23 protein-coding genes and 1 tRNA gene are annotated in these 24,969 nt (G+C 63.7%); 15 read left to right on the top strand and 9 right to left on the bottom strand.

Features of this window, described 5'->3' with window-relative positions; genetic code table 11:
- Nucleotides 1–8 precede the first annotated feature (8 nt).
- The 10 genes from trpC (at nucleotide 9) to RGQ15_RS06865 (ending at nucleotide 8,803) form a co-directional block, all read left to right on the top strand.
- A complete protein-coding gene (gene trpC / locus RGQ15_RS06910) occupies nucleotides 9–800 on the top strand; it encodes an indole-3-glycerol phosphate synthase TrpC (RefSeq protein WP_311159481.1) in 792 nt (263 codons plus the stop codon).
- Nucleotides 797–1,267 (top strand): cyclic pyranopterin monophosphate synthase MoaC, encoded by a 471-nt coding sequence (gene moaC, locus RGQ15_RS06905; RefSeq protein ID WP_311159480.1) that lies wholly within the window; start codon nucleotides 797–799, stop codon nucleotides 1,265–1,267. Before trpC ends, moaC begins: the two co-directional genes overlap by 4 nt.
- 24 nt (nucleotides 1,268–1,291) lie before the next feature.
- Nucleotides 1,292–2,464, top strand: a complete 1,173-nt coding sequence (locus RGQ15_RS06900) for a molybdopterin molybdotransferase MoeA (RefSeq protein WP_311159478.1) — start codon at nucleotides 1,292–1,294, stop codon at nucleotides 2,462–2,464.
- 118 nt (nucleotides 2,465–2,582) lie between these two features.
- Nucleotides 2,583–3,281 carry a transcriptional repressor LexA gene (lexA, locus tag RGQ15_RS06895; protein ID WP_311159477.1) on the top strand — a complete coding sequence of 233 codons (699 nt, stop codon included), beginning with the start codon at nucleotides 2,583–2,585 and terminating at the stop codon, nucleotides 3,279–3,281.
- Between the two features lie 118 nt (nucleotides 3,282–3,399).
- Nucleotides 3,400–4,548, top strand: coding sequence for a D-alanyl-D-alanine carboxypeptidase family protein (locus tag RGQ15_RS06890; protein ID WP_311159476.1), 1,149 nt, complete (start codon nucleotides 3,400–3,402; stop codon nucleotides 4,546–4,548).
- Between the two features lie 10 nt (nucleotides 4,549–4,558).
- Nucleotides 4,559–5,158 (top strand): dTMP kinase, encoded by a 600-nt coding sequence (gene tmk / locus RGQ15_RS06885; RefSeq protein ID WP_311159475.1) that lies wholly within the window; start codon nucleotides 4,559–4,561, stop codon nucleotides 5,156–5,158.
- Complete coding sequence (locus RGQ15_RS06880) at nucleotides 5,155–6,237, top strand: DNA polymerase III subunit delta' (RefSeq protein ID WP_311159474.1); 1,083 nt, start codon at nucleotides 5,155–5,157, stop codon at nucleotides 6,235–6,237. The genes tmk and RGQ15_RS06880 overlap by 4 nt, the downstream gene beginning before the upstream one ends.
- Before the next feature lie 27 nt (nucleotides 6,238–6,264).
- A complete protein-coding gene (locus RGQ15_RS06875) occupies nucleotides 6,265–7,065 on the top strand; it encodes a TatD family hydrolase (protein WP_311159473.1) in 801 nt (266 codons plus the stop codon).
- Complete coding sequence (locus RGQ15_RS06870; protein WP_311159472.1) at nucleotides 7,062–7,862, top strand: MBL fold metallo-hydrolase; 801 nt, start codon at nucleotides 7,062–7,064, stop codon at nucleotides 7,860–7,862. The genes RGQ15_RS06875 and RGQ15_RS06870 overlap by 4 nt, the downstream gene beginning before the upstream one ends.
- On the top strand, nucleotides 7,859–8,803 hold the full coding sequence (locus tag RGQ15_RS06865) for an AEC family transporter (RefSeq protein ID WP_311159471.1): 945 nt from the start codon (nucleotides 7,859–7,861) through the stop codon (nucleotides 8,801–8,803). Before RGQ15_RS06870 ends, RGQ15_RS06865 begins: the two co-directional genes overlap by 4 nt.
- A gap of 61 nt (nucleotides 8,804–8,864) precedes the next feature.
- Here RGQ15_RS06865 and RGQ15_RS06860 read toward each other — a convergent pair whose 3' ends face one another.
- The 7 genes from RGQ15_RS06860 to metH form a co-directional block, all read right to left on the bottom strand.
- Complete coding sequence (locus tag RGQ15_RS06860) at nucleotides 8,865–9,818, bottom strand: ABC transporter permease (protein ID WP_311159470.1); 954 nt, start codon at nucleotides 9,816–9,818, stop codon at nucleotides 8,865–8,867.
- A gap of 5 nt (nucleotides 9,819–9,823) precedes the next feature.
- Nucleotides 9,824–11,125, bottom strand: a complete 1,302-nt coding sequence (locus RGQ15_RS06855) for an ABC transporter permease (RefSeq protein WP_311159469.1) — start codon at nucleotides 11,123–11,125, stop codon at nucleotides 9,824–9,826.
- A gap of 69 nt (nucleotides 11,126–11,194) precedes the next feature.
- On the bottom strand, nucleotides 11,195–12,277 hold the full coding sequence (locus RGQ15_RS06850) for an ABC transporter substrate-binding protein (RefSeq protein WP_311159468.1): 1,083 nt from the start codon (nucleotides 12,275–12,277) through the stop codon (nucleotides 11,195–11,197).
- A 109-nt stretch (nucleotides 12,278–12,386) separates the two neighbouring features.
- Nucleotides 12,387–13,466 (bottom strand): ABC transporter substrate-binding protein, encoded by a 1,080-nt coding sequence (locus RGQ15_RS06845; RefSeq protein ID WP_311159467.1) that lies wholly within the window; start codon nucleotides 13,464–13,466, stop codon nucleotides 12,387–12,389.
- Nucleotides 13,467–13,501: 35 nt separating this feature from the next.
- Nucleotides 13,502–14,605 (bottom strand): ABC transporter ATP-binding protein, encoded by a 1,104-nt coding sequence (locus tag RGQ15_RS06840; protein WP_311159466.1) that lies wholly within the window; start codon nucleotides 14,603–14,605, stop codon nucleotides 13,502–13,504.
- A 374-nt stretch (nucleotides 14,606–14,979) separates the two neighbouring features.
- Nucleotides 14,980–15,066, bottom strand: a tRNA-Leu gene (locus RGQ15_RS06835).
- 77 nt (nucleotides 15,067–15,143) lie between these two features.
- Nucleotides 15,144–18,896: a methionine synthase gene (metH, locus tag RGQ15_RS06830; RefSeq protein WP_311159465.1), complete on the bottom strand. Its 3,753-nt coding sequence runs from the start codon at nucleotides 18,894–18,896 to the stop codon at nucleotides 15,144–15,146.
- A 145-nt stretch (nucleotides 18,897–19,041) separates the two neighbouring features.
- Between metH and lipB the strand changes: the two genes are divergently transcribed.
- From lipB to RGQ15_RS06810, 4 genes are all read left to right on the top strand, one after another.
- A complete protein-coding gene (lipB, locus tag RGQ15_RS06825; RefSeq protein WP_311159464.1) occupies nucleotides 19,042–19,698 on the top strand; it encodes a lipoyl(octanoyl) transferase LipB in 657 nt (218 codons plus the stop codon).
- A 139-nt stretch (nucleotides 19,699–19,837) separates the two neighbouring features.
- A complete protein-coding gene (locus tag RGQ15_RS06820; protein ID WP_311159463.1) occupies nucleotides 19,838–20,308 on the top strand; it encodes a c-type cytochrome in 471 nt (156 codons plus the stop codon).
- Nucleotides 20,309–20,480: 172 nt separating this feature from the next.
- Nucleotides 20,481–22,157, top strand: coding sequence for a cytochrome c oxidase subunit I (locus RGQ15_RS06815; RefSeq protein WP_311159462.1), 1,677 nt, complete (start codon nucleotides 20,481–20,483; stop codon nucleotides 22,155–22,157).
- Nucleotides 22,158–22,163: 6 nt separating this feature from the next.
- On the top strand, nucleotides 22,164–22,673 hold the full coding sequence (locus RGQ15_RS06810) for a DUF2244 domain-containing protein (RefSeq protein ID WP_311159461.1): 510 nt from the start codon (nucleotides 22,164–22,166) through the stop codon (nucleotides 22,671–22,673).
- 78 nt (nucleotides 22,674–22,751) lie between these two features.
- On the opposite strand, the gene RGQ15_RS06805 is transcribed toward RGQ15_RS06810, so the two are convergent.
- Nucleotides 22,752–23,753 carry a 2-hydroxyacid dehydrogenase gene (locus RGQ15_RS06805; protein ID WP_311159460.1) on the bottom strand — a complete coding sequence of 334 codons (1,002 nt, stop codon included), beginning with the start codon at nucleotides 23,751–23,753 and terminating at the stop codon, nucleotides 22,752–22,754.
- Between the two features lie 105 nt (nucleotides 23,754–23,858).
- Here RGQ15_RS06805 and RGQ15_RS06800 point away from each other — a divergent pair, with 105 nt between their 5' ends.
- Nucleotides 23,859–24,461: an SH3 domain-containing protein gene (locus tag RGQ15_RS06800; protein ID WP_409201306.1), complete on the top strand. Its 603-nt coding sequence runs from the start codon at nucleotides 23,859–23,861 to the stop codon at nucleotides 24,459–24,461.
- A 62-nt stretch (nucleotides 24,462–24,523) separates the two neighbouring features.
- Here the strand turns inward: RGQ15_RS06800 and RGQ15_RS06795 are convergent, their stop codons facing one another.
- Entirely contained in the window at nucleotides 24,524–24,961 is a 438-nt protein-coding gene (locus RGQ15_RS06795) for a hypothetical protein (protein WP_311159458.1), read from the bottom strand.
- Nucleotides 24,962–24,969: the final 8 nt, after the last annotated feature.

The following is a 24,969-nucleotide window of genomic DNA, read 5'->3' as shown; positions in this document are numbered from 1 at the left end:
AAATCCGCATGGACATCCTCGACCGCATCAAAGCCTACAAGCTTCAGGAAATCGCCGCCGCCAAGGCCGCCCGCCCGCTGGCCGAGGTCGAAGCCGCGGCCCGCGAGGCCTCGGCCCCGCGCGGTTTCGCCCGCGCGCTGACCGAGAAGGCCGCGACCGGCCATGCCCTGATCGCCGAAATCAAGAAGGCCAGCCCCTCGAAAGGGCTGATCCGCCCCGATTTCGACCCGCCAGCGCTGGCCCGCGCCTATCAGGCGGGCGGTGCGGCATGTCTTTCGGTCCTGACCGATGGCCCAAGTTTTCAGGGCGCCCCTGAATTCCTGACCGCCGCCCGCGCCGCCTGCGACCTGCCGGCGCTGCGCAAGGACTTCCTTTACGACACCTACCAGGTGGCCGAGGCCCGCGCCTGGGGCGCCGATTGCATCCTGATCATCATGGCCTCGCTGGACGATACCCTCGCCGCCGAGCTTGAGGATGCCGCCTTCCACTGGGGCATGGACGCGTTGATCGAGGTCCATGACGAGGCCGAGATGGAGCGCGCCTTGCGCCTGAAATCGCCGCTGGTCGGGGTCAATAACCGCAATCTCAAGACCTTCGAGATCAGCATCGAGACGACCTTGCGCCTCGCGCCGATGGTGCCGCAGGATCGCGACCTGGTCTGCGAAAGCGGGCTGTTCACGCCCGAGGATCTGAACCGGATGGGCGATGCCGGCATCCGCCGCTTCCTGATCGGCGAAAGCCTGATGCGGCAGGATGACGTGACCGGCGCGACCCGTAACATTCTGGGCCTTGCCGCATGAGCCTGACGCATTTCGACGCCCAGGGTCAGGCCCATATGGTCGATGTCTCGGACAAGCCCGAGACCGCCCGCGAGGCCGTGGCCGAGGGCGTCGTCATAATGGCGGCGGAAACCCTCGCGCTCGCGCAGGGCGGCGCGGCCAAGGGCGATGTCATGGGCGTCGCCCGGCTCGCAGGAATCATGGGGGCCAAGCGCACCTCGGACCTGATCCCGCTTTGCCATCCGCTGCCGATCACCAAGGTCGCGGTCGATCTGACCGCCGATGAGGCCCTGCCCGGCATCCGCGTCACCGCCACCGTCAGGACCGCCGGCAAGACCGGCGTCGAGATGGAGGCCCTGACTGCCGTCACCACCGCCTGCCTGACCGTCTATGACATGCTCAAGGCGGCGCAGAAGGACATGCGGATCGAAGGCATCCGCCTGCTTTCCAAGACCGGCGGCAAATCGGGCGAGTTCCGCGCGCCCTGAACATAGCCGGCGAAAGGGTTCCCCATGATCAGCGTCGAAGAAGCCCTGGCCCTTGTGCTTGCCCTGGCAGGGTCGCCCGAACCCGAGGAAATCGCGGTTCAGGACGGTCTGGGGCGCGCGCTGATCGCGCCTGCTGTCGCGCGCCTGACGCAGCCGCCCTTCGACGCTTCGGCCATGGATGGCTACGCACTTCGATCCGATGACCTGCCGGGACCTCTGGCCGTGATCGGCACGGCGGCGGCGGGTGTCCCCTATGCTGGCGAAGCACTGCCCGGCACCGCAATCCGCATCTATACCGGCGCGCCCGTGCCAACGGGCTATGATCGTGTCGTCATGCAGGAACATGTCACGCGCGACGGGGACAGGATCACGGTTGCGCAGCGCAGTCCGAACCTGAACATCCGCGCCCGCGGCAATGATTTCGCCGAAGGCACGGAATTCCGGCCTGCGCGGCCGCTCAGGGCCTCGGATCTGGCGTTGATCGCGGCGATGAACGTTCCGCGCATCTCGGTCGCGCGCCGTCCCCGCGTCGCGGTTCTGGCCGGCGGGGACGAGCTGGTCCGCCCCGGACAGATCCCGGCATCCGGCCAGATCATCAGTTCGAACGACATCGCCATCGCCGCATTGGCCCGCGAGGCCGGGGCAGAGCCGATCATCCTGCCGCTGGCCCGCGATACCGAGGAAAGCCTGCGTGAACGTTTTGCCGAGGCCGAGGGCGCCGACCTGATCGTGACCATCGGCGGGGCATCGGTCGGGGATCACGACCTGATTGCCAAGGTCTCGGCCGAGCTGGGCATGGAGCGCGCCTTCTACAAGCTTGCCATGCGTCCCGGAAAGCCGCTGATGGCCGGGCGGATGGGGCGTGGCGCGATGCTGGGCCTGCCGGGCAACCCGGTTTCGGCCATCGTCTGCGCAAGGCTTTTCATGCAACCCCTGATCCGGGCTATGCAGGGATTGCCCGCGGGAAGCGAACTGTCGCAGGCCGTCCTTGCCCAGGACATCCCCCCGGAAGGGGATCGCCAGCATTACCTGCGCGCCCGCCTTTCCCCCGGCGAGACGTTGCCGGTCATCGCCCCCTATCAGGATCAGGACAGCGCCCGGCTGCGGCTGCTGGCCGAATCCGATGCCTTGCTTGTGCGCCCCCCGAAGGATCCGGCGAAACGCGCGGGCGACCTCGTTTCCTTCCTGCCGCTGTGAGCGGAACAGGGTTAACGGCTTCTTTACCCGAATCGGCTTAGTCATTGACGCAAGGGATTGATCGTTCTAGAACATTCAAGGAACATCATCGATGATTGCGGCAGAGCAGGAAAAGACAATGCTGACCAAGAAGCAAATCCAGCTGCTTGAATTCATTCAGGCGCGCATGGCGCGCGACGGGGTCCCCCCCTCGTTCGACGAAATGAAGCTTGCACTGGATCTGCGCTCCAAGTCGGGCATCCATCGCCTTGTGACGGCACTTGAGGAACGCGGCTTCATCCGCCGCCTGCCCCATCGGGCGCGCGCGCTGGAAATCGTCCGCCTGCCCGACAGCCTGAGCAAGGGACCAAGTTTCAGGCCCCGCGTGATCGAAGGCAGCGTCCCGGATCGCAACTCGGGGCTGCCGCGCGGCGCGATGGAGGTTTCCGTCTCGGCCGTCGATCTGCCGGTGATGGGGCGCATCGCCGCCGGCGTCCCGATCGAGGCGATTTCGGTCGTGTCGCATCATATCGCCGTTCCGGGCTCGATGCTCAGCGGGCAGGACCGTCACTATGCGCTTGAGGTCAAGGGCGACTCGATGATCGAGGCCGGGATCAATGACGGCGACGTGGTCGTGATCCGCGATCAGGAAACGGCCGAGAACGGCGATATCGTCGTGGCTCTGGTCGAAGGGCACGAAGCCACGCTGAAGCGCTATCGCCGCCGCGGCGGGATGATCGCGCTGGAGGCTGCGAACCCCGCCTATGAAACCCGTGTCCTGCCCGAAGGCAAGGTGCAGGTCCAGGGCCGCCTGGTTGGCCTGATCCGCAGCTACTGACCCCGCGTCAGCCGGATTTTCCCGGCTCACAGTCACGGGACCCGGCTTCATGCGGCGTTGCGGCTTGGCAATGCCTGAGATAACCATGTGCGCAATTACGAGAGGTCAAGGAAACCCAATGCGCGCTCTGACGTTCCGCATCTTCGCCCTGGTCATGATGCTCGCCCTGCCGGCGCAGGCATTCGACACGAACGCCCGCGCAGCCTGGGTCTATGATGTCGCGACGGGCACCGTTCTGATGGAAAAGAACGCCAATGAACCGCTGCCCCCGGCCTCGATGTCGAAGCTGATGACGGTCTACATGCTGTTCGAGGCCCTGCACGAAGGCCGTGTCCAGCTGGACACCCGCCTGCCCGTTTCGACCAAGGCAAGGCAGATGCAGGGCTCGACCATGTTCCTTGATGAACAGGATCGGCCCACCGTCGAGCAGCTGATAAAGGGCATCATCGTGCTTTCGGGCAATGATGCCTGCGTCGTGGTCGCGGAAGGCCTTGGCGGAACCGAGGATGCCTTTGCCCGCCAGATGAACGATCGCGCCAAGATGCTGGGCCTGACGAATTCCCACTTTTCGAACGCCTCGGGCTGGCCGCACCCGGATCACCGCATGTCCATGCACGATCTGGGCGTGCTCGCGCTGCACCTGATCAAGGACTTCCCCGAGCTTTACAAGAACTTCGCGGTCGAGGAATTCCGCTTCGACAATCGCGCCCCCGCGAACCGCCACAATCGCAACCCCCTCCTGAGCCTCGGGATCGGCGCGGATGGGCTCAAGACGGGTCACACGCAAGAGGCGGGCTACGGCCTGGTCGGCTCGGCCCAGCAGGGCGATCGCCGCATCATCTTCGTCATCACGGGCCTGGCAAGCGAACGCGCCCGGGCCGAGGAAGCCGAGCGGATCGTCAACTGGGCCTATCGCCAGTTCACCATGCGCACCATCGTTCCCAAGGGCGAGATCGTGGCCCAGGCACCAGTCTGGTTGGGCGAACAAGGCAAGGTCGGCCTGACCACCGAAGACGGGGTGAAGGTGCTGCTTCCGGCCGGTTCGCAATCGGGTGTCACCGCCGAGGCCGTTTTCAACGGCCCGATCGAGGCGCCGATCACCCAGGGCGACAAGCTGGGCGAATTGCTGGTCAACATTCCCGGCGCCGGGCAATCGCGCCTGCCGCTGGTCGCGGCCAATGATGTGGGCCGCGCGGGCGTTTTCGGCCGCTTGCAGAACGCAGCAGGCCGGCTGACCCAGCGGGCGATGCAGGCGACCACGAACTGATCGACCGGCCATGTTCATCAGCTTCGAGGGCATAGACGGATCAGGCAAGTCCACCCAGGCGCGACACCTTGCCGAGACGCTGCGCCAATCCGGTCGCGAGGTCGTGCTGACCCGCGAACCCGGCGGCAGCGAAGGCGCCGAGGAAATTCGCCGCCTGTTGGTCGAGGGCGGTGGAGAACGCTGGTCCCCCGAAACCGAGCTTTTGCTGTTCATGGCCGCCCGCCGCGATCATGTCGAACGCATGATCGGCCCGGCACTGGCGCGCGGCGAGATCGTGATCAGCGACCGCTTCGCAGATTCCTCGCGCGTCTATCAGGGCCTCGCGCGGGCCGAGAACCGGCAGCTTGTCGAAGAATTGCACCGTCTCGTGATCGGGATCGAACCCCAGATCACCTTTGTCATCGACATCAATCCGGAAACCTCGCTGGCGCGGGGCAAGTCGCGGGGCGGCACCGAGGATCGCTACGAAAGCCTCGGGCTCGAATTCCAGCAAAGGCTGCGCGCAGGCTTTCTTGCACTATCGCGCGAGTTTCCCGAACGCATCCGCGTCATCGACGGCAGCGGCAGCGAAGATGAGGTCGCCCGGCGCGTCCTTGCGGCGCTGCCATGAGCGTCGACGAGGCGCCGGAACCCGACCGCGCACCGGGCGCGCCTCATCCCCGGGAGGCCGCGCGCATCCTGGGCCAGGAAAGTGCGGTTTCGGCATTGCTGACCTCGGCCAGGGCCGATCGGCTGCATCACGCCTGGCTTCTGACCGGACCGCGTGGCACGGGCAAGGCGACCCTGGCATGGGCCATGGCCAAATGGCTGCTGTCCGATGGGACGGCCGACAGCCTGCATACAGATCCCGAGGCTCCGGTCGTCAGGCGAATCCGGGCCATGTCGGAACCTCGCCTGCTTCTCGTCCGTCGGCCGGTGGACGAAAAGACCGGCCGGGTGAAAGCTGAAATCACCGTCGACGAAGTCCGCCGGCTCCAGGGTTTCTTCCACATGTCGGCGGCCGAGGGCGGGCGCCGTGTCGCGATCGTCGACGCCGCCGACGAAATGAACACGGCTGCGGCCAACGCGCTGCTCAAGCAGCTCGAGGAACCGCCGCGCGACGCGGTTCTGATCCTTGTCGCGCATCAGCCCGGCAAGCTGCTGCCGACGATCCGGTCGCGCTGTCGCGAATTGCGGCTCAACCCGCTTGGCGGCGAGGACATGCGCACCGTTCTGGACGAGCTTGGCGTCTCCGGCAATCACGAACGGCTCGCGGCGCTTTCGGGCGGATCGGTGGGTGAGGCGGTCAGGCTTGCCAACCAGGACGGGCTTGAACGCTACCAGAAGATTGTCGATCTTTTCGCCGATTTTCCGCGCGTCGACCGGCGCGCGATCTCGGCCCTTGCCGAAGCCGCGGCGGCCCGGGCAAGCGCCGAGGGCGACCCTTTCGACCTCATCGTCACGCTGCTTGACCGCTTTCTCAACCGCGCCGCACGGACAGGCCTGCTTGGCGCCCCCTTCCCCGAAGCGGCCGCGCGCGAGGCAGAGGTTCTCAGCCGGATTTCGCCCGATCAGCATGCGGCAATGCTTTGGGCGGGCGCACAGGCACAAACTTCCGCGCGCGCGCGGGCCGGCAGGGCGGTCAACCTTGACCCTTCCGCGCTGGTGATGGATATGCTGATCGAGCTTGTGAACCAGCCCGCCATTTAGACCCGCCGCTACGGGAAGCTTCATTCCATGACCGATACGACCGCGCTGCCCGAACTGGTCGACAGCCATTGCCATCTTGATTTCCCGGATTTCGCTGGCGAAGAGGCCGAACTGATCGCGCGCGCCCGCGCGTCGGGCGTCAGACGGCTTGTGACGATCTGCACGCGACTGCGCAACGAACCCAAGGTCCGCGCCCTTGCCGAAGCGCATGAGGGCCTTTTCTATGCGGCGGGCACCCATCCGATGTATGCCGCCGATGAGCCCCTCGTCACGGTCGAGGACCTGGTGGCGCTGGCCCGTCATCCGAAATTCGTCGGCATCGGCGAAACCGGGCTCGACTATCATTACACCGCCGAAAGCGCGGCGATTCAGGCCGAAAGCCTGCGCATCCATATCGAGGCGGCGCGTCGGACCGGGTTGCCGCTGATCATCCATTCGCGCGATGCCGATAAGGACATGGCGCGCATCCTGGCCGAAGAGCACCGCATCGGTGCCTTTGGTTGCGTCATGCATTGCTACACGAGCGGGCCCGAACTGGCGCGCGTCGCGCTTGATCTCGGCTTCTATCTTTCGATGTCCGGGATCGCGGCCTTTCCGCGCTCGACCGAGATCCGCGACATCTTCGCCGCCGCGCCCAGGGACCGGATCCTTGTCGAAACCGACGCGCCCTATCTTGCCCCCCCGCCCTATCGCGGCAAGCGCAACGAGCCCGCGCATGTCGCCCATACCGCCCGGATTGGCGCCGAGGCGCTTGGCATGACCGAGGCGGAGTTCCGGGCGCAGACGACCGCGAACTTCGACCGGCTTTTCACGCGGGCTTCTGCATGATCCGAGCGGTCATCCTGGGATGCGGCTCATCGGGGGGCGTGCCGCGCCTGGGAAACCGTTGGGGCGAATGCAACCCGGCCAACCCCCGGAATCGCCGCCGCCGCTGTTCGCTGCTGCTTGAGCGGGAATCCGTGGAGGGCGTGACGCGGGTGCTGATCGACACCGGGCCGGATCTCGTGCCCCAGCTTCTGGATGCCGCCGTGGGCGAGATCGACGCGGTCGTCTACACCCATGCCCATGCCGATCATATCCACGGCATAGATGACCTGCGTCAGATCGTCTACAACATGGACCGGATCATGGATGTGCATGCCGATCGCGCGACGGCGGCCGCTTTGCAGACCCGATTCGGTTATGTCTTCCACACGCCGGATGGCTCATCCTATCCCCCGATCTGCCGCATGCACATCATCGACGGCACCATCCGCGTCGCAGGGGCTGGCGGGGTGATCGAGCTGATCCCGTTCGAGGTCGATCACGGCGACACGACCGCGCTTGGCTTCCGCGTTCCCGGACAGGCCGGGGGGTTGATCTATCTTCCAGACGTCAAGGAGATCCCCGAGGCGGCCTGGCCCATGCTGGCAGAGCCCGAAATCTTCGTCTGCGACGCGCTTCGCCGCAAACCCCATCCCAGCCATGCCCATCTGGAGCTGACGCTGGACTGGATCGCCCGATCGGGCGCCCGGCGTGGCGTCGTGACCAACATGCATATCGACCTCGACTATGACGATGTCATGGCCGAGACCCCGGACAACGTGATCCCCGCCCATGACGGATTGGTATTGACCCTCACATGACCATTCTCTTCGACGTCATTCTGCCAGTCTTCATCGTCATTGGTTTCGGCTATCTGGTTGCCTGGCGGAAGATGTTCACGGAGGTGGCGGTCGACGGGCTGATGCGCTTTGCCCAGAACTTCGCCGTTCCCGTGCTGCTGTTCACGAATGTCGCGCGGCTTGACCTGGCCAAGAACCTGAACATCGGCATGTGGGTCGCCTTCTATGCCGGGGCGTTCCTGTCGTATTTCCTGGGCTGGGCCTTCGCCCGGCGTTTCCTGAAACGCAGCCCCGAGGATTCCGTGGCGATCGGTTTCTGCTGCCTGTTCTCGAACTCGTTGCTTCTGGGCATCCCGATCATGGAGCGCGCCTATGGGCCCGAGGCGCTGGCAGGAAACGTGGCGATCATCGCGATCCATTCTCCGCTTCTCTACACGTTCGGCATTACCATGATGGAGGTGACGCGGGCGCGGGGGCAAAGCCTGGCGATCGGCCAGATCGCGATGCGCGCGCTTTCCGGCGTGCTGCATACGCCGCTGATCATCGGCATTCTCTGCGGTACGATCATGAACCTGATGCTGGGTGCCGGGCTGGTCATGCCGGAAGGATTCTGGGCGGCGGCCGACATGATGGCACGCGCGGCCCTGCCCGCTGCGCTTTTCGGGCTGGGCGGCGTGCTTTATCGCTATCGGCCCGAAGGCGACAGCATGGCCATCGCGCTTTGCTGTGTCTGCTCGCTGGTGATCCATCCGGTCGTGACCTATCTCTTGAGCCGGAGTTTTGGCCTGCCGACCGAGGCGATGCGATCGGCCGTCATCACCGCCAGCATGGCGCCGGGTGTGAACGCCTATCTTTTCGCCGCGATCTACGATTCGGCCAAGCGCGTCGCCGCATCGACCGTGCTGGTGTCGACCGCGCTTTCGATGCTGACCATCTGGTTCTGGATCTCGGTCCTGCCCTGAATGCGGAACGCCGCCCCGAAGGGCGGCGTTTTCGCATTCCGGCATGGCGATCGCGCCCCCCTTATCTCGGGGTGACGCCCCGCAACCGTTCGGACCGGCGACGCAGCATCTCGACCACGGTCAGGAGCGCCACCGAGAAGATCACCAGCAAGGTCGCAACCGCAAGGATCGCGGGAGAGATCTGTTCGCGAATGCCGTTCCACATCTGGCGGGGGATCGTCTGCTGATCGGGACCCGCGATGAACAGCACCGCCACGACCTCGTCAAACGAGGTGACGAAGGCAAAGAGCGCACCCGAAATCACACCGGGCAGGATCAGGGGCATGATGATGCGGAAGAAGGTGGTGCGCGGATTGGCCCCGAGGCTTGCCGCGGCGCGGGCCAGCGATTGATCGAAGCCGACCAGAGTGGCCGTCACGGTGATGATGACGAAGGGGATGCCAAGTGTCGCATGGGCCAGGATGACACCGAGATAGGTTCCGGCAAGGCGGCCACATTGCGCGTCGATGCCGATCCAGGTCAGCGGCGCGCAGGGGTTCGAGTAGAAGAAGAACATCCCCGTCGCCGTGATGATGATCGGAACGATCATGGGCGAGATCAGGATCGCCATGATCGCGCGGCGATAGGGCATCTCGGGGCGCGACAGCCCCAGCGCCGCCAGCGTGCCCAGGACAGTCGCCACAATCGTTGCGAAGAAGCCCACGATCAGCGAGCTTTTCGCAGCCTTCACCCATTTCGCGTTATGCCAGGCATCTGACCACCAGCTCATGTCGCGCGGTGCGTCGGGTTGGGTCATGCCGAAGGTAAGCAGGCTGTCATACCACCGCATCGAATATCCCTCGGGGTCGAAGGACAGCATCTTGTCGGTGAAGGTGAAATAGGGCTCGGCGTTGAAGGACAGCGGGATCACCACCACGATCGGCGCGATCAGGAAAAAGAAGATCGCCGCGCAGATCACGAGATAGGCATAGTGCCAGACCCGCTCCAGCTTGGTCGCATAAGTCGGAAGCGCCATGATGATTATCCCAGCTTCAGGTTGTCGATGCCGACGAGGCGGTCATAGACCCAGTAAAGGATCAGGACCCCACCCAGGAGCAACGCGGCCAAGGCGGCAGCCATGGACCAGTTCAGCGTTTGCGTCATGTGCATTGCGATCATGTTCGAGATGAGCTGGCCGCTGGAGCCGCCGACAAGGGCGGGCGTGATGTAGTAGCCCACGGCAAGGATGAAGACGAGCAGCGCCCCTGCCCCCAGACCGGGCAGGGTCTGCGGGAAATAGATCCGGCGGAACGCGGTCCAGCTGGTCGCGCCCAGCGAACGCGCGGCGCGCACATAGGACGGGTTGATCGTCCGCATGACCGAATAAAGCGGCAGGATCATGAAGGGCAGCAGGATATGCGTCATCGCGATGATCGTGCCGGTCTGGTTGAAGATCATCTGCAGCCGCTGGTCATCCCTGATGATGCCCAGCCAGACAAGCACGTCATTCACGACGCCCTGCTGCTGCAAGAGCACCATCCATGCCGTCGTCCGCACGAGAAGCGAGGTCCAGAATGGCAAAAGCACAAGGATCATCAGAAGGTTAGACTTGCGCAGGGGCAGCGTCGCCAGAAGATGCGCGATGGGAAAGCCCAGAAGGAAGGTCGTCCCGGTGATGATAAGCGACAGCCAGAAGGTCCGGATGAACAGCTTTACGTAGATCCTTTGCTGTTCGGGCGCCTGGATGATGTTGCCGGCCTCGTCTCGGGTCCGGTCCACGGATGCGAGATAGAAGTTCGACGTATAGGGCGAGGAAGCCTCGCGCATCACGGACCACAGCTGCGGGTCGCCCCATTTCTCGTCAAATTCGAGAATGTTGTCCCGATAGGGCGGCTCGATGCCGCCCCGCACCTTGCGGCCGGCTGAGGTGAACAGCGAGCGCGTGCCGGGCATGTCGTAATTGATCCGGGTCCCGACCACGCCGATCGTCTTGGCTTCGGCAGACGCCTGAAGATCGGCCGCGAGCGCGGCCCAGGCGGCTTCATCGGGTTCCGAGCCGCGCGGATTCGCGTCGAACCAGGCGCTGATCTGGGGCATGTTGGCGGAAAAGCCATCATTCTTGACCGAACGCTGCAGCATCTGTCCGATCGGCATGACGAATGTGATCAGGATGAAAAGCAGAAGCGGCAGCACCAGCATGAAGGCGCGGCGTCGCGCCCTGCGGGAGCTGCGCGCCAGGGCTTTCGACAGCGGCTGGCCGTCCGCGGTCTGCAAGGTGCCGGCCGCGTCAAGGCCGGTGGCCTCGGTGGCGATCGCGGCATGTGGGTCAAGGGCTCTGGCCATGGTGGTCCTTCAGGCGTCTTGTTTTCTGCGAGCGCCCGCCGCCCGGACCAGCCGGGCGGCGGGCAGATATCAGCTCGAGGCAAGCCAGGTGTTGAACTGCTCGGTCAGTTCAGCCGAGTGGTCGGCCCAGAACTCCGGATCGTCATAGACGGCGGTGGTCAGGTGCTCGGCCTTGGTCGGCATGTGCGGGCCCATATCGGTCACGCCGTCCTGATACTTGCCGACCAGCGCATCCGAGGATTTGCGGGCCGGGCCATAGCTGATCCACTTGGCCTGGTTCGCAAGCTGCTCGGTCGCGGTCGCGAATTTCAGGTACTCCATCGCCGCTTCGGGATGGGGCGCGCCCTTCGGGATCGCGAACATGTCGAAATCCATGTACTGCCCGTCCCAGATGACCTCGAAGGGCTTTTTCTCGGCGACCATCGCATCGAAGATGCGGCCGTTATAGACCGTGGTCATGGTCACTTCGCCATCCGCCAGCAGCTGGACGGGCTGTGCGCCCGCTTCCCACCAGACGACGTCCTTCTTGATGGTGTCGAGCTTCTTGAAGGCGCGTTCGATCCCCTCGTCCGAACCAAGAGCGTCGTAGATCTCGTCCGGCGCGACGCCATCGGCGATCAGGGCAAGGTAGAGGGTGCGCTTGGGGTTCTTCGGCAGGCCACGCTTGCCGGGGAACTTCTCTGTATCGAAGAAATCGGCCGCCGTCTTGGGCGGATTGTCCCCGAACTTCGTGGTGTCGAACGAAATGACCGTGCCCCAGACGATATTGGCCACGGCGCAATCCTGAAGCGCACCGGGAACGAAATCGTCCACGGCCGCGGTTCCGTCGGGCGCAGCCGGCAGGTCGTCGGCATTGATCTCGACCAGCGCACCTTCATCGCAAAGACGGATGGCATCGGAAAGTTCGATGTCGAACACGTCGCCGGTGACATTGCCGGCCTCGACCTGCGCCTTCAGCGGCGTGGCCGGGTTGTCGGCGGCGATCATGTTGACCTTGATCCCGGTCTGCTCGGCGAAGGGCTTGTTATAGGCTTCGACCTGCGATTTTTCGTAGGCGCCGCCCCAGGAGACGACGTTGACTTCCTTGTCCTGAGCATGGGCCGCGAAGGCCAACCCGCAAATGGCCGAAGTCAGAATCAAAGTTCTTTTCATGGCTTTGTTTACTCCCAGATGGTTTATCCGGCTCATTGGCCGTCTATTTTTGGCGCCGTGGCGCAGGGTTGGCCGCGACGGATGATCCCGTCACGGCCGGCAGGATGGTTCAGGATGCGAGCCAGGCGTTGAAGCGCTCATTCAGCTCGGCATCGTGATCGACCCAGAAATCAAGGTTCGAACCAAGCGCACCTTCCATATTCTCGGCGAAGGTCGGCAGGTTCGGCCCCATGGGGACGTCGGTGCCCTCGATATTTCCGACCAGAGCGGCTGCCGATTTGCGCGGCGGGCCATAGCTGATGAACTCGGCCGCGCGGGCCTGCTGTTCAGGCGCGGTCGAGAAGGCCACGAACTCCTTGGCGGATTCCAGGTTCGGCGCGCCTTTCGGGATGACCCAGCCTTCCATTTCGTAGATCTGACCGTCCCAGACGATCTTGAAGGGTTTGCCTTCGCCCTGCGCGGCGTTGAAGATCCGGCCGTTGAAGGCAAAGGCCATGCTGACTTCGCCATCGGCAAGCAGTTGCGGCGGCTGGGCGCCGGCTTCCCACCAGATCACGCTGTCCTTGATCGAGTCGAGCTTGGCGAAGGCACGATCGACGCCTTCCGGCGTGGCGAGCGTTTCATAGACCTGGTCGGCAGGAACGCCATCGGCCATCAGCGCGAATTCAAGGTTGAACTTCGCGCCCTTACGCATGGTCCGCTTGCCGGGGAACTTCTCAAGGTCGAAGAAGTCGGCGGCACCGCTCGGCTTGGCGTCGGCATATTTGCTGTCGTCGTAGGCAAGGACCATCGAATAGACATCGGTGCCGACGAAGCATTCGGTTACGGCGCCGTCAATGAAATCATCCGAGGCTGCCGTGCCATCGGCGGTCGGCAACAGGATCGAGGCGTCGATCTCTTCAAGAAGGCCTTCGTCGCAAAGGCGAACGGCGTCCGCGTACTCGACCGAGGCGACATCCGTCGAGACATTGCCCGCCTCGACCTGTGCCTTGATGGGGGTTGCGGGGTTGTCGGCATCGGCCACCGAAACCTTGATGCCGGTCTTCGCCTCGAAGGGCTTGGCATAGGCCTCGACGTGGCTGTTGCCATAGGCGCCGCCCCAGGACAGCAGATTCACCTGTTTCTCCTGCGCTTGTGCACCGGCGGCGATCGCCACCAAGGCCGAAGTCAGGATCAGCGTGCGTTTCATGATAGCTCCTCGTTTTGAATTCCTTGCCCGCACACTCATACCGGGTCGAGCGCGCGCGCATCCTCCGGATGCCAGCCGATGCGGATCGTTTCACCGGGGGACAGCTTAACCTGGCCCAGGGTATTGCGGTATTTCATGACGAAATCATCCTGTCCGGCAACGCGCAGGCGCGCCCGCAGGATATCGCCCATGTAGACCACATCCTTGACCTGCGCTTCGAGCGTATGCGCCCCCGCCGGCATCAGGTCAGGTTTGAACTCGACGCGCTCGGGGCGGATCGAAACGGTCGTGGACTGACCGGATTCGCGAATGTTCACGGCAGTCGCGTCGATCAGATCGCCATTGCCAAGGCGCACCAGTGCCTTTTCGCCCTGCAACTGCTCGATCTTGCCGGCGAGGGCATTGTTTTCGCCGATGAACCCGGCGACGAAACTGTTCTCGGGCTGTTCGTAAAGCACCGAAGGCGGCGCAAGCTGCTGGATCCGGCCGTCATTGAAGACGGCGATGCGATCCGACATGGTCAGCGCCTCGCCCTGATCGTGGGTCACATAGACCACCGTGATCCCCAGACGGTCATGCAAGGCCTTGATCTCGTACTGCATATGCTCGCGCAACTGCTTGTCGAGCGCGCCCAGCGGCTCATCCATCAGCACGAGCTCCGGGTCGAAGACCAGCGCCCTGGCAAGCGCGATCCGTTGCTGCTGGCCCCCCGAAAGCTGTGCAGGGCGGCGGTTCGCGAATTTCGACATCTGCACCATGTCGAGCGCCCGCGCGACCCGCGTATTGCGCTCGGCCGAGCTCAGACCGCGCACCTCAAGGGGAAAGGAAAGGTTCTCGCCCACCGTCATGTGCGGGAAAAGCGCGTAGCTCTGGAACACCATCCCGATGCCGCGCTTGTGCGGCGGCACGTCGTTGATGTTCTGCCCGTTCAGGCGAATCTCGCCATGCGTCGCGGTCTCGAAACCCGCGAGCATCATGAGGCATGTGGTCTTGCCCGAGCCCGAAGGGCCAAGCATGGTCAGGAACTCGCCCTTGCCGATATTGAGGTTCAGATCCTTAACGACAAGGGTCTGGCCATCATAGCTTTTCTGGACATGGTCGAAGGCGACGAAAGCGTCGTTACCGGCTGCGATTGCCAAGTGCGGGGCTCCCTGTTTTCTGTGGTTCTTGTTTCCGCGACTTGAGCCTACGCGGCGGCAGCGGAAGATTGCAACTGACATGTGCACATCTTGGGCAGTGCTTGGAGGCTGCTGCCAAATCAAGCATGCGCCGTCACCAGAAGCACGCTTCGCGGCAGGCCGAAATAACGAAGCCAAGCGCAAGTCTTTTAACAAGAACAGGAATTGCTGCGAGGTGACGGAGCGACGATTGCCTGCGCCTCGCGCATCACATTGCAGAACGCGCATTGCCAAGGCCGGCCCGTCGCGTCGGTGCCATCATTATGTCGCATATGTCGGGATCGCGAAAAGTCAAAAGCCGCGCAACCCGGTCAGGTTGCGCGGCTTTCGGTGCTTGGTGCGGTCGAGAAGACTCGAACTTCCACTCCGGTTAGGGAACAGCGACCTCAACGCTGCGCGTCTACCAATTCCGCCACGACCGCATCTTCGTAGCAAGCGCCTCTTAGACGGTTGCGCGGGGGATGAAAAGGGGTCTTTTGCATCCTCCGCAAACCTTTTTTCATTCCGCCGCGACGGCCGCTTGCGGAATGTAGTTCAGGATCGGGGCAAGCCAGCGCTCGGCCTCGGCAACCGTCATGCCCTTGCGCGCGGCATAGTCCAGCACCTGGTCATGCTCGACCTTGGCGACGCCGAAGTAATAGGCCTCGGGATGGCCGATATAGAGACCCGAGACCGAGGCCCCCGGCCACATCGCCATCGATTCGGTAAGCTCCACCCCGGTCGCCGCCGTCGCGTCGAGCAGGCGGAAGAGCGTGGTCTTTTCCGTGTGATCGGGCTGGGCGGGATAGCCCGGCGCGGGACGGATGCCGGGATAGGGCTCGCCGATGAGCTCCTCGGGCGAGAAGGCCTCGTCGGAATAGCCCCAGTAATCCTTGCGCACGCGCTCATGCATCATCTCGGCCAGCGCCTCGGCGAAGCGGTCGGCAAGGGCCTGCACCAGGATGGCCGAGAAATCGTCATGCGCCGCCTTGAAGCGGTCGGCGATGGCCTGCTCCTCGCCGCCGGCGGTCACCACGAAGCCGCCGACATAGTCGCGCATGCCTTCGGGGGCGACGAAATCGGCCATGGCGACATTCGGGCGGCCGTCGCGCTTATGGACCTGCTGGCGCAGGGTATGGAGCGTCGCGAGCTCCTGTTCGCGATCCTCGCCGGTGAACAGGCGGATATCGTCGCCCATCCGGTTCGCCGGCCAGAAGCCGATCACGGCGCGGGGCTGGAACCATTTCTCGTCAATGATGCGCTTGAGCATGGCCTGCGCATCGGCAAAGAGCTGGCGCGCCACCTCGCCCTGCTTCTCATCCTCGAGGATGCGGGGATAGACGCCCTTCAGCTCCCAGGTCTGGAAGAACGGGGTCCAGTCGATATAGCGCGCGATCTCGGCCAGGTCGAAATCCTCGATCACCCTTGACCCGAGGAATTCCGGGGTCTTGGCCGCGAAGCCCGACCAGTCGATCGCGACCGCGTTGTCGCGGGCCGAGGCCAGCGGCAGGCGCTTCTTTTCCGCCTCGGCGCGGGCATGCTTGTTCGCGACATCGGCATATTCGGTGCGGATATTGTCGACATAGGCGGTCTTCTGCCCCGAGAGCAGGTTGCCGACCACGCCGACCGCGCGGCTCGCATCGGTGACATAGACGGTCTGGCCCTTGGCATAGCGCGGGTGGATCTTGACCGCCGTATGCACGCGCGAGGTCGTCGCGCCGCCGATCAGCAGCGGGATGTCGAAGCCCTCGCGCTCCATTTCCGAGGCGACATGCACCATCTCGTCAAGCGAGGGGGTGATGAGCCCGGACAGCCCGATGATATCGACCTTTTCGGCCTTGGCGACCTCGAGGATCTTCGTCGCCGGGACCATCACGCCAAGGTCGATGATCTCGTAATTGTTGCAGGCGAGGACGACGCCGACGATGTTCTTGCCGATGTCGTGGACGTCGCCCTTGACGGTCGCCATCAGCACCTTGCCGGCGCTCATCGAGCCGCCCTGCCCGGCCTTTTCCTCTTCCATGAAGGGCAGCAGATGGGCGACGGCCTGCTTCATCACGCGGGCGGATTTCACCACCTGCGGCAGGAACATCTTGCCCGAGCCGAAGAGGTCGCCGACCACGTTCATCCCGTCCATCAGCGGACCTTCGATGACATGCAGCGGGCGCTCGGCGGCGAGGCGGGCTTCCTCGGTATCCTCGTCGATGTATTCGGTGATGCCGTTGACCAGCGCGTGCTCGAGCCGCTTGTTCACCGGCCAGCTGCGCCAGGTCAGGTCCTTCTCGCGGGCCTTCGCGCCTCCCTCGCCACGGAACCGCTCGGCGATGTCGAGCATGTTTTCCGTGGCCGTGCCGCCCTTGACGGGCTTGCGGTTCAGAACGACATCCTCGCAGGCCTCGCGAAGGTCCGCGTCGATCTGGTCATAGACCGCCAGCTGGCCCGCATTGACGATGCCCATGTCCATGCCCGCCTGAATGGCGTGGTACAGGAACACGGCATGCATCGCCTCGCGCACCGGTTCGTTCCCGCGGAAGCTGAAGCTCAGGTTCGAGACCCCGCCCGAGATATGGACATGGGGCAGCGACTGGGTGATGCGCCGCGTCGCGCCGATGAAGTCGAGGCCGTAATTGTCATGCTCCTCGATCCCGGTCGCGACAGCGAAGATGTTCGGGTCGAAGATGATGTCCTCGGGCGGGAAGCCGACCTTGTTGACCAAGAGCTCATAGGCGCGGGTGCAGATCTCGACCTTGCGGTTCTCGGTATCGGCCTGGCCCGTCTCGTCGAAGGCCATGACCACGACCGCCGCGCCGTAGCGGCGGCACAGATCGGCCTGCTTGAGGAACTGCTCTTCGCCTTCCTTCAGCGAGATCGAGTTCACCACGGCCTTGCCCTGCACGCATTTCAGCCCGGCCTCGATCACCTCCCATTTCGAGCTGTCGATCATCACCGGCACGCGGGCAATATCGGGTTCCGCCGCGATCAGGTTCAGGTAGTCGATCATCGCCTGCTTCGAATCGATCAGGCCCTCGTCCATGTTGACGTCGATGATCTGGGCGCCGTTCTCGACCTGGTCGCGGGCAACATCCAGCGCCGCCGCGTAATCGCCATTGGTGATGAGCTTGCGGAATTTCGCGGACCCGGTGACGTTGGTACGCTCGCCGACGTTGATGAAGGGAATGTCGTCGGTCTTGACGAAGGGCTCGAGGCCCGACAGCCGCAGGCGCGGCTCGATCTCGGGCAAGGCGCGGGGCGGGATCTCGGCCACGGCGCGGGCGATGGCGGCGATATGCTCGGGCGTCGAGCCGCAGCAACCGCCGACGATATTGACCAACCCCTCGCGCGCGAATTCGGCGACCTGGCGGGCCATGTCCTCGGGGCTCTCGTCATATTGGCCCATCTCGTTCGGCAGGCCGGCATTGGGATAGGCGCAGATCAGCGTATCGGCGACGCCCGAAAGCTCTGCCAGGTGCGGGCGCATCGCCTCGGCGCCAAGGGCGCAGTTCAGCCCGATGGTCAGCGGCTGCGCATGGTTCACGGAATACCAGAAGGCGGTCGGCGTCTGGCCCGAAAGCGTGCGGCCCGACAAGTCGGTGATCGTCCCCGAGATCATCACCGGCAGGCGCAGGCCCTTTTCGACAAAGACCTCTTCGCAGGCGAAGATCGCGGCCTTGGCGTTCAGCGTGTCGAAGATCGTCTCGATCAGGATCATATCCGCGCCGCCATCGATCAACCCGCGGATCTGCTCGGCATAGGCGATGCGCAGCTGGTCGAAGGTCACCGCGCGGTAGCCCGGATTGTTCACATCCGGGCTGATCGAGGCGGTGCGGTTGGTCGGGCCCAGCGCGCCCGCGACCCAGCGCGGACGGCCATCCTCGGCCGTGGCGCGATCCAGCGCCTGGCGGACAAGGCGCGCGCCGTGGAAATTCAGGTCATAGACCGCATGCTCCATGCCGTAATCGGCCTGCGCGATGGTCGTGGACGAAAAGGTGTTCGTCTCGACGATATCGGCGCCCGCCTTGGCATAGCGGTAATGGATGTCCTCGATCGCCTCGGGCTGGGTCAGGATCAGAAGGTCGTTATTGCCCTTTTGCGGATGTTCGCCCGGCGCGGGGGGGTGACAGCCGCATCCGCAACCGCCGCCATGGCCGACGAAATCATCCTCGCTGAAGCCCAGCTGCTGGATCTGCGTGCCCATCGCCCCGTCAAGGATCAGGATGCGTTCCCGCGCGGCAGCGCGGATGGCGTCAAAAACGGGCGAAAGAGGCAGGGTCATGGCAGAATCCGGGCTGGTTTGAGCCGTCTATATAGGGGTTCAGGTCCAATTAGTGAAATTCAACATCCGCAGAATGATGTTGAGCGGAATTCATCTTCCGCAGCCCCTCTTGCGCCTCGTCCGCATTGCAGCCAAATGGCGAGCCATGACAGAATGGATCACTGCCCCCGGACTCACCGATTATCAGGACGCCGTCGCCTTCATGGAGGCGCGCGCCGCAGCGATCCATGCCGGCGAGGCCGATGAGCTGATCTGGCTGGTCGAGCATCCGCCGCTTTACACCGCAGGGACCAGCGCCAAGGTCTCGGACCTGCTCGACGCGCGATTTCCGGTCCATGCCGCCGGGCGCGGCGGGCAATATACCTATCACGGGCCGGGCCAGCGCATCGTCTATGTCATGCTGGACCTGAACCGGCGCGGGCGCGACATACGTTCATTCGTGCAGGCGCTGGAAAGCTGGGTGATCGACTCGCTCGCCGAATTCAACCTCAAGGGCGAGATCCGCGAAGGCCGTGTCGGTGTCTGGATCGCGCGGCCCGACAAGGCGCCGCTGCCCGACGGCTCGATGCGCGAGGACAAGATCGCCGCGATAGGCGTCAAGCTGCGCAAATGGGTCAGCTTTCACGGCATCTCGATCAATGTCGAACCTGACCTCTCGCATTACGCCGGCATCGTTCCCTGCGGAATCGCCGGTCATGGGGTGACCAGTCTTGTCGATCTGGGGCATCCGGTCGGGATGGAGGATCTGGACGTGGCCCTCAAGCGGACATTTTTGCAAAGCTTCCCGCCCATTCAGGGCTGATTTTATTCCCGCAGCACATTCACCTTCGCGAAACCTGCGACCTTTTGCCGGTATTCAGCCTTGTTGACCCATGCTAGCCCTTTTTGACAGGGAGGGAGAGGTCCCATCCATTGTTCGGAAACGACCCAGAGGGAATGCCATGAAGACCAGCATCTACGCCACTCTTGCCGCCGTCGCATTTGCCCTGCCGGCCATGGCGCAGGACATGGGCGACGCCGCCAACGGCGAAAAAGAGTTCCGTAAATGCAAGGCCTGCCACATGATCCAGTCGCCGGATGGCACGGATGTCGTCAAGGGCGGCAAGGTCGGGCCGAATCTTTATGGCATCGTTGGGCGCAAGGCCGGCAGCCAGGAAGGGTTCAAATATTCCGACGCCCTCGTGAAACTGGGCGAGGCTGGTGAGGTCTGGACGACGGAAGACCTGGCCGGATACATCACCGACCCGAACAAATATGTCGAAGAGAAGGTCGGAGATCCGTCGCTCAAGACCAAGATGACCTTCAAGATGGCCAAGAACCAGGCGGATGTGGTTGCATTCCTTGCGCAGCACTCTCCCGATGCGGGCGCCGCTTCGGCGGGCGATGCAGCCGAGAAACCGGCAACCAACTGAACCGGCAACCTGTCGCGGTCCTGCAACAGGGGCGTCCCGAGCTTCACTTGGCGCCCCTTTAGGCCCCAAAGGCACGAGCCACCGCGATTGCCCGGTGAAATTTTGTGTTCTAGAACTTTAGCCGAGTCCGTCGGCCCGAACGGCCGGCCCGCGCATGTTTAGGGAGTTCAGCATGGCAGACGCAGCCGTTCACGGCCACGGAGACCATCATGACACCCGCGGCTTCTTCACCCGCTGGTTCATGTCTACAAACCACAAGGATATCGGCATCCTGTACCTGTTCACGGCCGGCGTCGTCGGCCTGATCTCGGTTGCCTTCACCGTTTACATGCGGATGGAGCTGCAGCACCCGGGCGTGCAGTACATGTGTCTTGAAGGCGCGCGCTTCATTGCCGATTCGGCCAGCGAATGCACGCCCAACGGCCATCTGTGGAACGTCATGATCACCTATCACGGCGTGTTGATGATGTTCTTCGTGGTCATTCCTGCGCTGTTCGGCGGTTTCGGGAACTACTTCATGCCGCTGCATCTGGGTGCGCCGGACATGGCCTTCCCGCGACTGAACAACCTCAGCTACTGGATGTATGTCTGCGGCGTCTGCCTTGGCATCGCCTCGCTGCTCGCTCCGGGGGGAAGCGACCAGCCCGGCTCCGGGGTGGGTTGGGTGCTTTATCCGCCGCTTTCCACGACCGAAAGCGGTTACTCGATGGATCTTGCGATCTTTGCAGTGCACGTTTCGGGCGCATCCTCGATCCTTGGCGCGATCAACATCATCACAACCTTCCTGAACATGCGCGCGCCTGGCATGACGCTGTTCAAGGTGCCGCTGTTTGCCTGGTCGGTCTTCATCACCGCCTGGCTGATCCTGCTGTCGCTGCCGGTTCTGGCCGGCGCGATCACCATGCTGCTGATGGACCGCAACTTCGGTACCCATTTCTTCGATCCGGCAGGGGGCGGCGACCCGATCCTCTACCAGCACATCCTGTGGTTCTTCGGCCATCCCGAGGTTTATATCATCATCCTGCCGGGCTTCGGCATCATCAGCCACGTCATCTCGACCTTCTCGAGAAAGCCGATCTTTGGCTACCTGCCGATGGTTCTGGCGATGGCGGCAATCGGCATCCTGGGTTTCGTCGTCTGGGCCCACCACATGTACACCGTGGGCATGTCGCTGACCCAGCAGGCCTATTTCATGCTGGCCACGATGACGATCGCCGTTCCTACAGGCATCAAGGTCTTTTCGTGGATCGCGACGATGTGGGGCGGCTCGATCGAGTTCAAGACACCGATGCTCTGGGCCTTCGGCTTCCTGTTCCTGTTCACCGTCGGGGGCGTCACCGGCGTCGTGCTGTCGCAGGCCCCGCTGGACCGCGTCTATCATGACACCTATTACGTCGTGGCGCATTTCCATTACGTGATGTCGCTGGGCGCAGTCTATGCGATCTTCGCCGGGGTCTATTTCTGGATCGGCAAGATGTCTGGCCGTCAATATCCTGAATGGGCGGGCAAGGTGCACTTCTTCACCATGTTCATCGGTTCGAACCTGATCTTCTTCCCGCAGCACTTCCTGGGCCGTCAGGGCATGCCGCGACGCTATATCGACTACCCGGTCGAGTTCGCGTTCTGGAACAACATCTCGTCGATCGGCGCGTATATCTCGTTCGCGTCGTTCCTGTTCTTCATCGGCATCGTGTTCTACACGCTCTTCGCCGGCAAGCGCGTCCACGTGCCGAATTACTGGAACGAGCATGCCGACACGCTGGAATGGACCCTGCCCTCGCCGCCGCCGGAACACACGTTCGAAACGCTGCCCAAGCGCGAGGATTGGGATCGCAGCCCCGCGCATTGATCGCGGATGCCTTATGAATGGATAGATACGGCCCCGGATCACTCCGGGGCCGTTTCATTCCGGCTTGAGGCTTGGCCTTATCGCTCGCTCCCGCGCAAGGGCTTCGTCTGGGTCATCGCCCTGACGGCCGCGGGGTTGGCCTTGCCCATGCTTGCCGTTCTTGGCTCGGCCGTGCTTTGGGGGCTTCTGCCATTCGCCTTGATCGTGATCTGGGCACTGTGGCAAGCGATCGAGCGCAGCTATCGCACCGCCGCCATCCGCGAGGTGATGGAGTTGACGCACGGCCGCCTGGTCCTCACTCGCTCGGACCCCGGCCAGCCGGACCGGGTCTGGCGGACCAATCCCTATTGGGTCCGCATCGCGCTGCGCAGCAACGGGCCGGTCGAGGAATACCTGGTCCTGACCGATGGCAAGCGCGAGGTCGAGTTGGGCGCCTTTCTGTCCCCGGACGAGCGACAAAGCCTGCATGGCGAGTTGGACGAACGCCTGGCCAGCCTGCGTCAGGGCGCTGGCTGAATAGCAGAGGTTTCCGAAATGGTTCGTGGCTCATACCGCCCAATCACACCATTCGGGCGATTTCGGTCCGGTCCAGCGCTAAAGCATCGAAGGGAGAACAAGATCCGGTGGGATATGACCATCGGCGAAAGCCTTGATGTTGATGATCACCTTTTCGCCCATCTCGGCGCGGCCCTCGACGGTGGCCGAACCCATATGTGGCAAAAGCACGACATTCGGCAACTCACGCAGCCGGGGATTGATCTCGTGGCCGTGTTCGAAGACATCCAGCCCCGCGCCCGCGATTTCGCCCGCGCGCAACATGCGGGTCAGCGCGTTCTCGTCGATCACCTCGCCGCGCGATGTGTTCACGATGACCGCTGTCGGCTTGAGCAGCTTGAGACGTCTTGCATTCAGCAGGTGGAATGTCGCGGGTGTATGCGGTGCATTCACGCTGACGATATCCACGCGCGTCAGCATCTGGTCCAGGCTTTCCCACCAGGTCGCCTCAAGCGCCGTTTCGATCTCGGCGCGCAGACGCCTGCGATTGTGGTAGTGCACCTGCATGCCAAAGGCGCGGGCGCGGCGCGCGACCGCCTGGCCGATCCGCCCCATGCCCAGGATGCCGAGCCGCCGTCCACCGATCCGCCCGCCCAGATGGCTTGTGGGCGACCAGCCCTTCCAGCGCCCCTCCTGCATCTCGGCCATGCCTTCAGGCATGCGGCGGGTCACGGCGAGGATCAGGGCCATGGTCATGTCCGCCGTATCCTCGGTCACCACGCCCGGCGTGTTCGAGATATGGATCCCCCTCTGGCGCGCGGCGATGACGTCCAGATGGTCCACCCCGGCGCCATAATTCGCGATAAGCTGAAGGCGATCGCCCGCATCGGCCAGCATTTCCGCGTCGATCCGGTCGGTGACGGTGGGCACCAGAACGTCACTTGCCTGCATGGCGGCGACAAGCTCACCGCGCGACATCTTCCGATCTTCCACGCTCAGCGAGACATCGAACAATTCGGACATCCGAGTCTCGACTGCCTCGGGAAGCCGCCGAGTGACCGTTACCTTCAGCCGCGTGCGCACCGAACCGGTTCCCGACATCGCGCCCCTCCTGCCCTTCGAGCCGTCTTCCCATATGAGGCGGCTTTTGGCAAAGTGCCTTCGTTGAGGGGCAGGCACAAGACCCCGGAAGGACAGGACGGGCAGATGTTTCACAGACATGTTTGGCCGGGGACAACAGCCTTGGCCCTATGGACATGCATCGCGGGCGCAGCCTTGGCCCAGGCGACCGACCCAGGCGAGGCGCTTGCGGCCAAGGAAATCCCGGGCGTTTCCGCTGATGCGGAAATCAGTCGCCATCGCGACGGGGAAAGGGACCCGACGCGCGGCGCGGTGACGAACCTGCCCATTCCGCGATATGTCAGCCTTAAGGGGGGCGAGGGCAATGCCCGGCGTGGCCCGAGCCTGTCACACCGGATCGACTGGGTGTTCCGCCATGCGGGCATGCCCTTGCGTGTCGTTGCCGAATTCGGTCACTGGCGTCGGGTGGTGGATCAGGACGGCGCAGGCGGGTGGGTGCACTATTCCCTGCTGTCGGGTGTCCGAACCGCGATCGTGCAAAAGGATATGCTCGAGCTGTTGGCAAAGCCCGACGAACGTTCGAATGTCGTCGCCCGCGCCGAGGCAGGCGCCATCGTCCGCCTGCATGAATGCACCGTCGATTGGTGCCGCGTCTCTGGGGGCGGGGAAAAGGGCTGGGTCCTGAAGACGACAATCTGGGGGGTCGATCCCGACGAGATCAGGGACTAACCGTTCTTGGAAAGTTTCGGGCCGCCTTCAGGCGACCCTCTTTTTGCCATGCGCGACGGCATTCACATCGACTGGCCGGCCAGCGCGCTGGAACTTGCCGTCGCCTTCATGCACTGGAAATAGGTCAGCGTGATCGAATCCTCGGTCAGGCGAAGCGTGCCATCGGGCCGGGTCTGCAGGTCTACGACGCGGTTGCCGGCAGCCGGCGAACCCTCGCATGCAAGCGTGACGCGGGTCCGATCGACCTGCTTGTCCGAGCCCGCGACCGTGCAGGTGGCACCTGGGAAGATGAACTTGTTGCCGTCAATCACAAGGCTCTTGTCGCTGGTCGTATCGCCGCAATGCGACTGAAGCAGGTTATAGGTGCCGTTCAAGGCGCTCGACTGTGCGACCGGGCCCGGAGTCGGGCCGGGCTTCGCAGGCGCGATCTGATCGCAGGCGGCCAGACCGCCCAGAGCAGCAACCGCGGCCACGGCAAGAAGAACTTGGGTCTTTTTCATCTCGTTTC

It is taken from the genome of Paracoccus sp. MBLB3053 (genome assembly GCF_031822435.1).
In the GTDB taxonomy this organism is placed as follows: domain Bacteria; phylum Pseudomonadota; class Alphaproteobacteria; order Rhodobacterales; family Rhodobacteraceae; genus Paracoccus; species Paracoccus aurantius.
The sequence above is the reverse complement of the archived record's forward strand: the minus strand, read 5'-3'. Positions and strand labels throughout refer to the sequence as shown.

Coding starts and splice junctions, on each gene's coding strand:
- trpC (WP_311159481.1), top strand. CDS start 9: ATGGACATCCTCGACCGCATCAAAGCCTACAAGCTTCAGGAAATCGCC.
- moaC (WP_311159480.1), top strand. CDS start 797: ATGAGCCTGACGCATTTCGACGCCCAGGGTCAGGCCCATATGGTCGAT.
- RGQ15_RS06900 (WP_311159478.1), top strand. CDS start 1,292: ATGATCAGCGTCGAAGAAGCCCTGGCCCTTGTGCTTGCCCTGGCAGGG.
- lexA (WP_311159477.1), top strand. CDS start 2,583: ATGCTGACCAAGAAGCAAATCCAGCTGCTTGAATTCATTCAGGCGCGC.
- RGQ15_RS06890 (WP_311159476.1), top strand. CDS start 3,400: ATGCGCGCTCTGACGTTCCGCATCTTCGCCCTGGTCATGATGCTCGCC.
- tmk (WP_311159475.1), top strand. CDS start 4,559: ATGTTCATCAGCTTCGAGGGCATAGACGGATCAGGCAAGTCCACCCAG.
- RGQ15_RS06880 (WP_311159474.1), top strand. CDS start 5,155: ATGAGCGTCGACGAGGCGCCGGAACCCGACCGCGCACCGGGCGCGCCT.
- RGQ15_RS06875 (WP_311159473.1), top strand. CDS start 6,265: ATGACCGATACGACCGCGCTGCCCGAACTGGTCGACAGCCATTGCCAT.
- RGQ15_RS06870 (WP_311159472.1), top strand. CDS start 7,062: ATGATCCGAGCGGTCATCCTGGGATGCGGCTCATCGGGGGGCGTGCCG.
- RGQ15_RS06865 (WP_311159471.1), top strand. CDS start 7,859: ATGACCATTCTCTTCGACGTCATTCTGCCAGTCTTCATCGTCATTGGT.
- RGQ15_RS06860 (WP_311159470.1), bottom strand. CDS start 9,818: ATGGCGCTTCCGACTTATGCGACCAAGCTGGAGCGGGTCTGGCACTAT.
- RGQ15_RS06855 (WP_311159469.1), bottom strand. CDS start 11,125: ATGGCCAGAGCCCTTGACCCACATGCCGCGATCGCCACCGAGGCCACC.
- RGQ15_RS06850 (WP_311159468.1), bottom strand. CDS start 12,277: ATGAAAAGAACTTTGATTCTGACTTCGGCCATTTGCGGGTTGGCCTTC.
- RGQ15_RS06845 (WP_311159467.1), bottom strand. CDS start 13,466: ATGAAACGCACGCTGATCCTGACTTCGGCCTTGGTGGCGATCGCCGCC.
- metH (WP_311159465.1), bottom strand. CDS start 18,896: ATGACCCTGCCTCTTTCGCCCGTTTTTGACGCCATCCGCGCTGCCGCG.
- lipB (WP_311159464.1), top strand. CDS start 19,042: ATGACAGAATGGATCACTGCCCCCGGACTCACCGATTATCAGGACGCC.
- RGQ15_RS06820 (WP_311159463.1), top strand. CDS start 19,838: ATGAAGACCAGCATCTACGCCACTCTTGCCGCCGTCGCATTTGCCCTG.
- RGQ15_RS06815 (WP_311159462.1), top strand. CDS start 20,481: ATGGCAGACGCAGCCGTTCACGGCCACGGAGACCATCATGACACCCGC.
- RGQ15_RS06810 (WP_311159461.1), top strand. CDS start 22,164: ATGCCTTATGAATGGATAGATACGGCCCCGGATCACTCCGGGGCCGTT.
- RGQ15_RS06805 (WP_311159460.1), bottom strand. CDS start 23,753: ATGTCGGGAACCGGTTCGGTGCGCACGCGGCTGAAGGTAACGGTCACT.
- RGQ15_RS06800 (WP_409201306.1), top strand. CDS start 23,859: ATGTTTCACAGACATGTTTGGCCGGGGACAACAGCCTTGGCCCTATGG.
- RGQ15_RS06795 (WP_311159458.1), bottom strand. CDS start 24,961: ATGAAAAAGACCCAAGTTCTTCTTGCCGTGGCCGCGGTTGCTGCTCTG.